The following is an 11,408-nucleotide window of genomic DNA, read 5'->3' on the forward strand; positions in this document are numbered from 1 at the left end:
CTTACAGAAATTACAATAATAAGCATGGCAGGCAACGAAAAAATAGTATAGAAAGCTAACGCCGCACTTAACTTTAAAACTTTATTATCAATAAAATCATTAAAGGATTGTTTTAGCATTAACCATATATCTTTTACCGAAAATTTCATGCGGTCATTGTAGTTTGTCGTTATTCAAATGCCTTTCGCTGTCTCTTAAATTTTTCTTTTCAAAATTTTTATGTAACGCTGCTGTTAAATCTACACCTGTTTGGTTGGCCAAACAAATTAATACCCACAAAACATCTGCCATCTCATCAGCAAGCTCTTTGCCCTTATCGCTTTCTTTAAAAGATTGCTCACCATATTGTCTTACCATCAAGCGGCTTAACTCCCCAACTTCTTCCATTAATATGCCAAGATTGGTTAGCTCACTAAAATATTTTACTCCAACAGTTTTTATCCATTGATCAACTTTTGTTTGTGCTTCCTGCAAAGTAATATCATTCATAATTTATTCCCGGTTTTTAGAGTCTATAATAATTGTGACAGGGCCATCATTTAAAAGAGAAACTTTCATATCTGCCCCAAACTCCCCTGTAAATATTTTTTTACCCAAATCATTTTCTAACTGTACAATCATTTTTTCATACAGCGGTATGGCAATATTGGGCTTGCTTGCTTTTATGTAAGAAGGCCTGTTGCCTTTTTTTGTTGCCGCATGTAAAGTAAACTGGCTAACTAATAAAATATCGCCATCAATATCTTTTACAGAAATATTGGGCACTTTATCAAGGTCATCAAAAATGCGGAGGTTTACAATTTTGTTGCTCAGCCATTCAATGTCATCATTATTATCTGCATCTTCTATGCCAGCAAAAACCAGCAATCCATTTTTAATTGACGATTTAATGTGGCCATCAATGGTAACACTGGCATGGTTTACTCTTTGTATTACTGCTCTCATATTTACTTAAAAAAGATTTAAAGGTAAGCCTCCGCTAAAACATTTTAAAAATAAAACTGCTCATCTCAAAAAAACTACTTTCTTTTTTTTTAAAAATTCCAAAAACCGCCTGAAATCAACCCATTGAAATTTTATTGAAAAATCCAACATTTTAAACAAACATTTTTATAAAAAGATGGGGAAAAGTAAGCAAACGCAATACAGTATTGAGTCTTTCAAATTATCCACCAATTTTGTCCACAAGTGTTAATATTAAAAAGTTTGTTTGTTCGGCTGTAACAAATATTTTCGTTGGCTTAACAATTACTTAACCCACCAATCAAGCACTTGTATATATGTCAACGAAGAAACAAACCACAAAAGCGCTGCAGTTCAGCCGGCAGTTTACCAGGGATGATGTTAGCCCATTCGATATGTTCGAATACGATTACCGTACATCTGTAATTAAAAATCCTACAGGCGAAGTTGTATTTCAAATGGATAATGTAGAAGTACCGAAACAGTGGAGCCAGATTGCTACAGATATTCTTGCACAAAAGTATTTTAGAAAAGCAGGCGTACCACAAGCTGATGGAACAACCGGAAGAGAAACAACAGTTAAACAGGTGGCCCACCGCATGGCACATTGCTGGCGGGTATGGGGTGAAAGATATAATTATTTTGCAACCCCCAGGGATGCAGAAATTTTTTATGATGAACTGGTGTATTCTATTTTAAATCAGGCCTGCGTACCCAACAGTCCGCAATGGTTTAACACAGGCTTACACGAAGTGTATGGCATTACCGGCAAACCACAGGGACATTATTATGTAGATGCTGTTGACGGGCAATTAAAAAAATCGGCTAACGCCTACGAACGGCCGCAACCGCATGCCTGTTTTATTTTAAGTGTAAATGATGATTTGGTAAACGAAGGTGGCATCATGGATCTTTGGGTACGTGAAGCAAGGATTTTTAAATATGGCAGTGGTGTGGGTACCAACTTCAGCAGCATTCGTGGCGAAGGAGAAAAATTAAGCGGCGGCGGAACAAGCAGCGGCTTAATGAGTTTTTTAAAAATTGGCGACAGGGCGGCAGGCGCCATTAAAAGTGGCGGTACTACAAGAAGAGCAGCTAAAATGGTTTGTTTGGATTTAGACCATCCTGAAATTGTAGAATTTATAACCTGGAAAACAAAAGAAGAAGATAAAGTGGCAGCGTTAATTGCAGCAGGTTATTCTAACGATTACGAAGGCGAAGCTTACAGAACGGTTAGTGGGCAAAACAGTAACAACTCTGTACGTATCCCCAATTCTTTCTTTAAAGTATTAGATGAAGATGGAGAATGGGAATTAAAAGGCAGAAGCGATGGCCGTGTGATGAGAAAAATAAAAGCAAATGAATTATGGGAAAAAATTAATTATGCTGCATGGCGTTGTGCCGACCCGGGAACGCAATATGACACTACTATTAATGAGTGGCATACCTGCCCCGAAGGCGGACCGATAAGAGCAAGTAACCCCTGCAGTGAATATATGTTTTTAGATAATACTGCCTGTAACTTAGCAAGCGTTAATCTTCGCCAGTTTTTTGAAGAGAGCACCAATACTTTTGATGTAAAAGGTTTTGAACATACCTGTCGTTTATGGACAGTAGTTTTAGAAGTGTCTGTTTTAATGGCACAGTTTCCAAGCAAAGAAGTAGCACAATTAAGTTACGATTACAGAACATTAGGTTTGGGTTTTGCAAACTTAGGCAGTATGTTAATGGTAAGCGGTATTGCTTACGATAGTGAAGAGGCAAGGGGTATTGCAGGAGCCATCACTGCAATTATGACGGGGGTTGCTTACAGCACCTCTGCAGAATTAGCCAGCTTTCTGGGTGCATTTGATAAGTACGAAGAAAATAAAACACACATGTTACGTGTAATGCGTAACCACCGTGCCGCTGCGTATGATGCACAGGATGCTTATGAAGGTATTGAAATAAAACCACAGGGGATAAACGCAAAATATTGTCCTGATTATTTATTGAAGGCTGCAACAAAAGCATGGGATGATGCGGTGCAAATGGGAGAGAAGTACGGTTACCGTAATGCACAAACCACTGTAATTGCACCAACAGGTACAATTGGTTTGGTAATGGATTGCGATACTACAGGCGTTGAACCCGATTTTGCTTTAGTGAAATTTAAAAAATTAAGTGGTGGTGGTTATTTCAAGATCATTAACCAAAGTGTACCTGCAGCATTACGTAATTTAAAATACAGCAAAACAGAAATTGAAGAAATTGTAAACTACGCCAAAGGTCATGCATCTTTAAACAACTCACCTTTCATCAATAAAAAAACATTGATGGAAAAAGGCTTTACTGCCGGTGATGTGGAGAAAGTAAATAAAGTATTAGGAGCTGCGTTTGAAATTGGCTTTGTATTTAATGTATATACTTTAGGAGAAGATTGTCTGCAGCGCTTAGGATTTAAACCGGAGCAGTACAGCGATTTTGGCTGGAGTTTATTAGAAGCCTTAGGATTTACTGATGAAGAAATTGATATTGCAAATATTTACATCTGCGGTACAATGACGGTAGAAGGTGCGCCTTATTTAAAAGACGAACATCTTTCTGTTTTTGATTGCGCTAACAAATGCGGCCAAATTGGCCAACGCTTTATTCATGCACACGGCCACATACGCATGATGGGTGCAGCACAACCTTTCCTTAGCGGTGCTATTTCTAAAACCATCAACCTGCCTAATGAAGCCACACAGGAAGATATTGCCGATGCTTACCGTATGAGCTGGGAGCTGGGTTTAAAAGCCTGTGCAATGTACCGTGATGGCAGTAAATTATCGCAGCCACTTAGCAATAAATCTGATAAGAAGAAAAAATTAGACGAAACCATCAGCGAAGAAAATGCAGCATCATTAGCCGCAGATATTTCTACTATGGTGGATATGGGTAAATTAACCATTGATGATTTGCTGGATGAAATGAACAAACGTGTACAAAGCAGCGCTGACACCACATTAAAACGCCAGCTTGCCATGATTGTAGAACGCAGGGCACTACCGGCAAAGCGCAGGGGCTTTACACAAAAGGCAAAAATTAATGGCCAGGCATTGTTCCTCCGCACAGGCGAATACAATGACGGTACTTTAGGAGAAATTTTTATCGACATGGCAAAAGAAGGTGCTACCATGCGTAGTATGCTTAACTGTTTTGCTATTGCTATTTCTATCGGCCTGCAATACGGAGTGCCTTTAGAAGAATATGTAGAAAAATATGTGTTCACCCGTTTTGAACCGGCAGGAATGGTGGATCATCCAAATATTAAAAGTGCCACCTCTATCATCGACTTTATGTTCCGTTCCTTGGCGTACGAATATTTAGGCCGCAACGATTTAGTTCATGTACTGGATACACCCGAAGTACAAAACTTGGGCAATGCAGAGTGGGACCAAACCACTCCAACTATTGGGGAGCGTAAACCGGAGTTGAGTGAAGTAAGAGTATTGGGCAGTGCAACACCTCAGCCTGTAAAAGCGGCACACCGCACCGCCTCTGTACAAAAAACACACAACCCAATGGACGCCGTAAATGCAGCAGCTAAAAGTATGCAGAGCGATGCACCGGCCTGTAATACCTGCGGCCACATAACAGTATGCAGCGGCACTTGTTACAAATGTTTGAATTGCGGAAATAGTATGGGTTGCAGTTAGCCCGTATTCCTAAAAGGGTAAAAATTAAAGAACAGGAAACACAAGCACATAAAAATAAGCTGTCCAATTTATTGGATGGCTTATTTTAAAAAATTCTTTAAATAAAAATAAAAAAGCCCTTGCTTAGCAAGAGCTTTTAAAAAAAGTTGACGGGATAATACGTTTGGAGACTTGTTACCCGACAATGCAAATTCTGTGAGAAAAGGTGACCAGGTTCACTTGGCTTGGTGAAAAGCCTCATTTGCTTAGTAAGAAGTCTAACTCTCAGAAATTTTGGAGGAGTCTCAATTGTCATTAAAGATTGAGGCTCCTTTTTTTATTATACAAAATTGAATTCTTCTAATTATCATGCAATATAATTCCTAGACAATTACTTTCCAAGTGGCTACAGAAAAATAGAAAAATTGAATTCACAAGTTATTAAGATTTTTTTTAAAACCCTTTACTGTAGGGTATTATAGCGAAAATTTAAAACGTATTGCTTATTTTATAGAATTGATAGAATGCGGATTTTAATCTGCAATATTGAAAAGTTTTTAATAAAAGTAAACCTCAAAAAATGATTTATATATTTGGAAGATTTTATAAACATAAAATAGTTGATTGAAGTAGAAGAAAAGAGAAGCACTTATACAAAATAATCAATTGAGTGGTGTTTGCTGCTTCTCGAAAGTTATAACTATTAAATCTGTTATAACGTTTGCTAATAATTCCTCATCTTCTGTAGAAATATTTTGGTGGTAATATTTGTCAATTTGGAAAGTGGGAATTGAATCAAGTGTAATAGAATAATAATAATCTTTAAAAGAAATAATTATAGGTATATGGAGGCTAAAAGCTTTCTTCCCATTTTTTTTAAAACCACTTAAGTAATAATTGAGTTCGCATCTATCCGTTAGAAAATTTTTATTGTCCTTAAGCCTGTTGAAAAAATCTTTAAAATCATTAGACTTACTAAGTTGCCCCGTAGAACCAAAATTATAAATATTGACCTGAATGGTACGATTAAAAAATAATTCATTAATGGAATTCCATTTATCAAGTATTGATTCAATTAAAGCTAAGATTTGATTATTAAATACTTCAGTTAAAACTTCCGGAGATTTTTTCTTCTCAAGACTTAATGACGGATTAATTTTTTGATGAAGTAGTTTTATCTTCTTTTCCCAATCTCCAGCCTCGTCAATACTTTCTCCCTTCCCAGCTTTAACAGAAATCTCATAACTCCAAATTAATTGGTCAGCTATATAACTTTTAAAAGCTTCAATATTTCCTGTATCCGCTTCTCTTAAAGCAAACAGATAATTTTTTTTATCCGCAGTTTTTATAATTACGGGTGGGCAATCATTTTTAAGTAAATGATAGTTCATCAGTAACCTTGCTATTCTTCCATTGCCGTCATCAAAAGGGTGTATGCAGACAAATTTATAATGAAATTCTGCTGCAACTTCTAAAGGTTGTAATTTTTTATTTAAAGAAGCTTCATTATACCAGTTCATCAAATCATTCATCATTGCCGGGGTTTCGGCAGGAGAAGGGTAATGAAATATTTCTCCATTCTGTAATAAAACTGAATTAGGGAAAGATTTATATTCTCCTATTTTTATTTGTCTTCTCGTTTGCTGTCCGTCGGGTGTAATGGCTTCTTTATAAAAAGGTCTTACTAAAAGAATTTCATTTATCTCCCGGATAAACTTTTCTGTAAGTTGCCTTTCTTTATCATTTGCTAAATCGTAAATCAATTTTAACGCAACATCATGACCTTTCATTTCTTCATACTCTCTTAATTCGTGATTGCCTTTGGTTAGGTCAAAAATCAATAGTAATTCTGTTTCTCCGTAAGTAAGCGTATTACCTTCAATATGGTTGCTGTTAAAATTCCATTCCATTCGGAATTTTTTATCTAAGCGCTGTTTGTTTTCAATGCTCAGCGGTTGCAGCTGGGCCAACTGTTTTTTTAATCCATTAATATGTTCCATTAAATCTTTCACTCTTCAAATATAACGCTAAACTTTTATTGGTTCTCTTCAAAATTCTATAAAATTCGCTTCTCAAACCTGTTGTTGCCACATTGCTTTTAAATCAAATAAAGGGCTATTTTTACCTAATATACTTGCTGCTAATCAATGCAATCTTTTTTAATCTTTAAAGTCCGTTCAATCATTAAAGGCATTTTGCTTTTAACTCTTATCCAGTTTAATTATTTTTTTTCTCAAGCACAATCCTACACAGGCTACCACTCTTCCGCATACGCCGGGGTGTACAGCATTTTAAATAATCCTGCAGATATATTAAACCATCGTACCCGGGCTGATATTAATCTCGTAGGATTTTCAACAGCGCTTGGGAATAATGTATTTGCATTTAAATATAAAAACAGGAATGATGATGCAGCAGGTCTTGCTTACCCTAATCCTGTAAAAAAAGATGGGAAATTAAATTTTAATACTGATGTATTCGGTCCATCAGTAATGATAAAACTCTCTGATAAAAATGCTTTTGCAGTAACAACAAGGGCAAGGGTTTTTACTAATGTGCATGATATAAGTAATGCTATTTTAAATTCTTTATTGCCCGATGTATCAACCGAATCTTACCTGGGTAAAAGGCTTGCTATCATCAACGCTTCTGTTAACATGCATACCTGGAAAGAAGTGGCGCTTACGTACAGCCGTCAAATTGCTAATACAGATTTTGGGGTGTGGAAGGCCGGTATTTCCTTAAAGTATCTTGGAGGTGTAGCCGCATTTTCATTAAGCAGTAATAATTTATCTTATATCCACGATTCTATAATTGATCCGGCAGATGGTAAAACAAAAGATGCATTGATAAACGCTACAGGAAATATTAATATCAGCTACACCAAAAGTTTAGATTCGCTTTCAGATGATATTAATGATTATCTCTCCTTTAAAAATCCTGGCGCAGGTTTAGACATTGGCGTAAGTTATGAATACCGGGATGAAATGCAGGTGTACGAAACTTTGTACAGCGATAGAACTGCCAACTACATTTGGAAAGCAGGCGCTTCAATTACCGATATTGGGTTTATCCGGTATAAAAAACAGCAAACAAAAAGTATGGTCAACAATTTTTCGGGTAAAACTTATACTGTTGATACATTGGTTCTCCCTTCCGACTCCAACGACATTTACCAAATGGCTAATTATTACAATAATCTTTTTAATGCAAGAACGGAGTCGTCTTTGTTAACCATGCAATTGCCCACCACTTTGCATTTATCTTACGACAGATATTTTAATAAATGGTTAGGTGTGCAGGCACAATTAAACATTCCTTTAATTTTTTCAAAGCTTAATTTTTATACGGGGAATTATACACCAGTTTCAATTTGTATTACGCCAAGGGCAGAAATTACATGGGCAGGTTTTTATATGCCCATAAGTTATAACTCCATTTCCCGTTTAAATGCAGGTGCAGCTTTGCGTTTGGGTCCGCTGGTTATAGGTTCTTCCTCAATAATAAATGCAAGAGCGGGCAAAACAAAAGGGTTAGATGGTTATTTTATTTTACGTATTCCAATCTTTGGTTACAGGGAATATAAAAATAAAACCTACGGACAACAAACGCATAAACTAAGCAGAAAACAAAGAAGGGAATTGGGTTGCCCCACTAATTAATTTATTTCTTCCTCACAAAATCCCTTAAATAACTGCAGCTGTTAAATTCCTGTTTATAAAATGGGGTGCTGTCATATTCTTTTATTAACTGCAAAAAATATTTGTTTCGTTTAAAAATCAGTTAGTTTAAATACTGTTTTTCAGTAATAAAAAGAGGTTTCAATCACACTGCTGTCTTTATCTTCATTACACGAAGAAAATATATTTACTCCTAATAATAATGTAAGCATTGCTGCCGCATTAATAACTGTAATCAGTATTCTTAAAAGCATATCTTCAACAATAAGCAAATTGGCCTTGTGGCTGCAGTTGTTGAACTATACTGCATAAAATTTTGTAATGGATAATTAATCAACCCCATCAATTATCTTTGTTTTATGACATCGCAATACTTCACTTACAACAAGGCAAAAGTAATACAGGCGCTACGCTATCATTTTATTACCAGGCGTGAAATAAAAATCATGATCATCCTGGTGAATGTATTTGCAATAATATCTGCAGTATTATTTTATCTGAAGAAAGTATCGCCGCAGGCTTTTTTAATTAGTGCAGTGTTATGGTTTGCCCTTATGATTATATTTTGGTTTTTATTACCTCAAATGGTATATAAAAAAGCACCGGCTTTTAAAGACAGGATGCAGGCCATATTAACTGCCGATGAATTTAGAATTGAAAATGAAAGAGGGGGAAGAAGCTGGCCCTGGACTGATTTTAGTACATGGATTGAAAGTCCGCACTTTTTTCACTTGTATTTTAACAGCCGCTCATTTTTTATTGTACCTAAAGAAGCTTTTGCAGATGATGATGTACATGAAGCAAGAAAAATATTTAAAGAGAAGATAGTTAAATGACTCATGAGACAGACCAATGACAACCCGAGTCTTTTCTGTTGTCCATTGTCTGTCGCCAGTTGTCTCTTACAGCCTTTTCTCCATCACATGATGCGGTACATTCACTTCAATAAACGCATTTCCCTTCACACTAAAATCAAATTTTTCGTAAAAGCCAATGGCACTGTCACGGGCATGCATCATTAATTTTTTATAGCCTCTGTCTCTTGCAACCGTTTCGGCAAAACTCATAATACTGGCACCTATTCCTTTACCCTGAAAATTATTTTGTACCGCCATCTGGCGTAATTTTATTGTAGCATTATCTACTTTGGTTAGCAGGCAGCAGGCTAATATTTTTTCTTCTTCAAAAGCACCAATTAAAATATCTTCTTTTTCCTTAGCCAGTTCTTCTTCGGTAAAACCCAGGCCAAGCGGTTTGCGTAATATCTCCATCCGCAATAACACCATTTGCTGATATTCTTTTGAACCGTGGTCTATTTGTTTTAAGGCCATAACAGTTTTGTTTTAGTAAAGTATAACAGCTTTAATTACTTTGAAGCACTTACAATATACAATTTTTTTTATAATCTTAATATAGCAGTAAGTGGTAATATAAAACTATTGAAAACAATTAATTACACAGGGTAATACTGTTGTAAATCTAAATTAGTAATGCTTTGATAAGCCTGTATTGATAAATCTTTAATGATAAAATAACGCCTGATTTAAAATCTCTGCTTTCTTATAAATAAGATAGTTGTAAACACTTATTTTTGCCCTTATTTATATTTCTTTGTAATTATTGCAAAATGTATATTTTTGCAGCCAGACAAACTAAATTTTAAAATTATGTCAGACATTGCAACAAGGGTGAACAAAATAATTGTTGACAAGTTAGGAGTTGATGAAGCAGAGGTTACCACCGAAGCATCTTTTACTAATGATTTAGGTGCCGATAGCTTGGACACCGTTGAACTTATTATGGAATTTGAAAAAGAATTCAACATTTCTATTCCGGATGAGCAGGCCGAAACCATCACTACCGTTGGGCAGGCAGTTGCTTACTTAGAAGAACATGCTAAGTAATTTAATTAACTATCACAGGCAAACTTTATGGCTTTTAAACGTGTTGTAGTAACCGGATTGGGTGCCCTTACACCGTTAGGAAAAACTGTTGAAGAATATTGGCAGGGTTTGGCTAACGGCGTAAGCGGGTGCGATTTTATTAAACAATTCGACTGCAGTAAATTTAAAACAAGGTTTGCCTGTGAAGTTAAAGACTTTGAACCTACCAATTATTTAGACCGCAAAGAAGCCCGAAAAATTGACCGCTATTGCCAGTTTGCATTAATTGCAAGCGACGAAGCCGTTAAAGATGCCGGTATAACAAAAGAAAATGTTGATGCCGACAGGGTTGGTGTAATTTTCGCCAGCGGTATCGGCGGTTTAATTACTTTTCAGGAAGAAGTTACCAATTACGCTCTCGGCGATGGTACGCCACGTTTCAACCCCTTCTTTATTCCAAAAATGATACTGGATATTGCCGCAGGGCAAATATCCATGCGTCATGGTTTTCGTGGACCCAATTATGCAGTGGTTTCAGCATGTGCTTCCTCTACCAATGCTATTATTGATGCTTTTGATAATATAAGATTGAATAAAGCAGATGTAATAATTACTGGTGGGAGCGAAGCCGTTGTTAGCGCTGCAGGCGTAGGTGGTTTTAATGCTATGAAAGCCTTAAGCGAAAGAAACGACAGTCCGCAAACTGCCAGCCGCCCCTTTGATAAAGACCGAGATGGATTTGTGATGGGCGAAGGCTCAGGTGTTTTAGTTTTGGAAAGTTTAGAACATGCTTTGGCCAGAGGCGCAAAAATTTATTGCGAAATTGCCGGAGGCGGTGCTACTGCCGATGCACATCATATTACTGCGCCACATCCCGAAGGGCTTGGTGCAAAAAATGTAATGAATGTAGCATTAAAAGATGCCGGCATGGTTGCAACCGAAATCGATTATATCAATGTACACGGCACTTCCACACCATTGGGAGATATTGCCGAAACAAAAGCTATACTAAGTGTATTTGGAGAACATGCTTATAAATTAAATATCAGCAGTACCAAAAGTATGACGGGCCATTGCCTTGGCGCCGCAGGCGCTTTAGAAGCACTGGCTTGTATAATGGCCGTAACAAAAGATATCGTTCCTCCCACCATCAATCATTTTACCGACGACCCTGATTTGGATACCAACTTAAATTTTACTTTTAATAAAGCCCAGCACCGCAC

General features: G+C 36.6%; 9 protein-coding genes. 5 read left to right on the top strand and 4 right to left on the bottom strand.

All coding sequences use genetic code 11. From position 1 onward, the window contains the following. Positions 1–153 precede the first annotated feature (153 nt). A complete protein-coding gene (locus tag ACY65O_RS05560; protein WP_462219858.1) occupies positions 154–489 on the bottom strand; it encodes a nucleotide pyrophosphohydrolase in 336 nt (111 codons plus the stop codon). 3 nt (positions 490–492) lie between these two features. After that, positions 493–945, bottom strand: coding sequence for a D-aminoacyl-tRNA deacylase (gene dtd / locus ACY65O_RS05565; protein ID WP_462219859.1), 453 nt, complete (start codon positions 943–945; stop codon positions 493–495). 335 nt (positions 946–1,280) lie between these two features. On the opposite strand from dtd, the gene ACY65O_RS05570 reads away from it, so the two are divergent. Then, complete coding sequence (locus ACY65O_RS05570) at positions 1,281–4,643, top strand: vitamin B12-dependent ribonucleotide reductase (protein WP_462219860.1); 3,363 nt, start codon at positions 1,281–1,283, stop codon at positions 4,641–4,643. Between the two features lie 641 nt (positions 4,644–5,284). Here the strand turns inward: ACY65O_RS05570 and ACY65O_RS05575 are convergent. Next, positions 5,285–6,634, bottom strand: a complete 1,350-nt coding sequence (locus ACY65O_RS05575) for a Fic family protein (RefSeq protein ID WP_462219861.1) — start codon at positions 6,632–6,634, stop codon at positions 5,285–5,287. Positions 6,635–6,817: 183 nt separating this feature from the next. On the opposite strand from ACY65O_RS05575, the gene ACY65O_RS05580 reads away from it, so the two are divergent. Both ACY65O_RS05580 and ACY65O_RS05585 read left to right on the top strand, forming a co-directional pair. Beyond that, positions 6,818–8,284, top strand: coding sequence for a DUF5723 family protein (locus ACY65O_RS05580; RefSeq protein WP_462219862.1), 1,467 nt, complete (start codon positions 6,818–6,820; stop codon positions 8,282–8,284). 377 nt (positions 8,285–8,661) lie between these two features. Further along, positions 8,662–9,138 (top strand): YcxB family protein, encoded by a 477-nt coding sequence (locus tag ACY65O_RS05585; RefSeq protein WP_462219863.1) that lies wholly within the window; start codon positions 8,662–8,664, stop codon positions 9,136–9,138. A gap of 66 nt (positions 9,139–9,204) precedes the next feature. Here the strand turns inward: ACY65O_RS05585 and ACY65O_RS05590 are convergent, their stop codons facing one another. Further along, entirely contained in the window at positions 9,205–9,633 is a 429-nt protein-coding gene (locus ACY65O_RS05590; RefSeq protein ID WP_462219864.1) for a GNAT family N-acetyltransferase, read from the bottom strand. Positions 9,634–9,969: 336 nt separating this feature from the next. Between ACY65O_RS05590 and ACY65O_RS05595 the strand changes: the two genes are divergently transcribed. Continuing rightward, positions 9,970–10,206, top strand: coding sequence for an acyl carrier protein (locus ACY65O_RS05595; protein WP_430987719.1), 237 nt, complete (start codon positions 9,970–9,972; stop codon positions 10,204–10,206). A gap of 27 nt (positions 10,207–10,233) precedes the next feature. Beyond that, positions 10,234–11,408, top strand: a 1,175-nt coding sequence (fabF, locus tag ACY65O_RS05600) for a beta-ketoacyl-ACP synthase II (RefSeq protein ID WP_462219865.1), incomplete at its 3' end; no start/stop codon positions are given.

Origin of the sequence: Ferruginibacter sp. (genome assembly GCF_031430955.1) — a bacterium.
GTDB lineage: Bacteria > Bacteroidota > Bacteroidia > Chitinophagales > Chitinophagaceae > Ferruginibacter.

What these genes read in the sequence shown, in the direction of transcription:
- ACY65O_RS05560 (WP_462219858.1), bottom strand. Translation starts at nt 489, where the DNA reads ATGAATGATATTACTTTGCAGGAAGCACAAACAAAAGTTGATCAATGG.
- dtd (WP_462219859.1), bottom strand. Translation starts at nt 945, where the DNA reads ATGAGAGCAGTAATACAAAGAGTAAACCATGCCAGTGTTACCATTGAT.
- ACY65O_RS05570 (WP_462219860.1), top strand. Translation starts at nt 1,281, where the DNA reads ATGTCAACGAAGAAACAAACCACAAAAGCGCTGCAGTTCAGCCGGCAG.
- ACY65O_RS05585 (WP_462219863.1), top strand. Translation starts at nt 8,662, where the DNA reads ATGACATCGCAATACTTCACTTACAACAAGGCAAAAGTAATACAGGCG.
- ACY65O_RS05590 (WP_462219864.1), bottom strand. Translation starts at nt 9,633, where the DNA reads ATGGCCTTAAAACAAATAGACCACGGTTCAAAAGAATATCAGCAAATG.
- ACY65O_RS05595 (WP_430987719.1), top strand. Translation starts at nt 9,970, where the DNA reads ATGTCAGACATTGCAACAAGGGTGAACAAAATAATTGTTGACAAGTTA.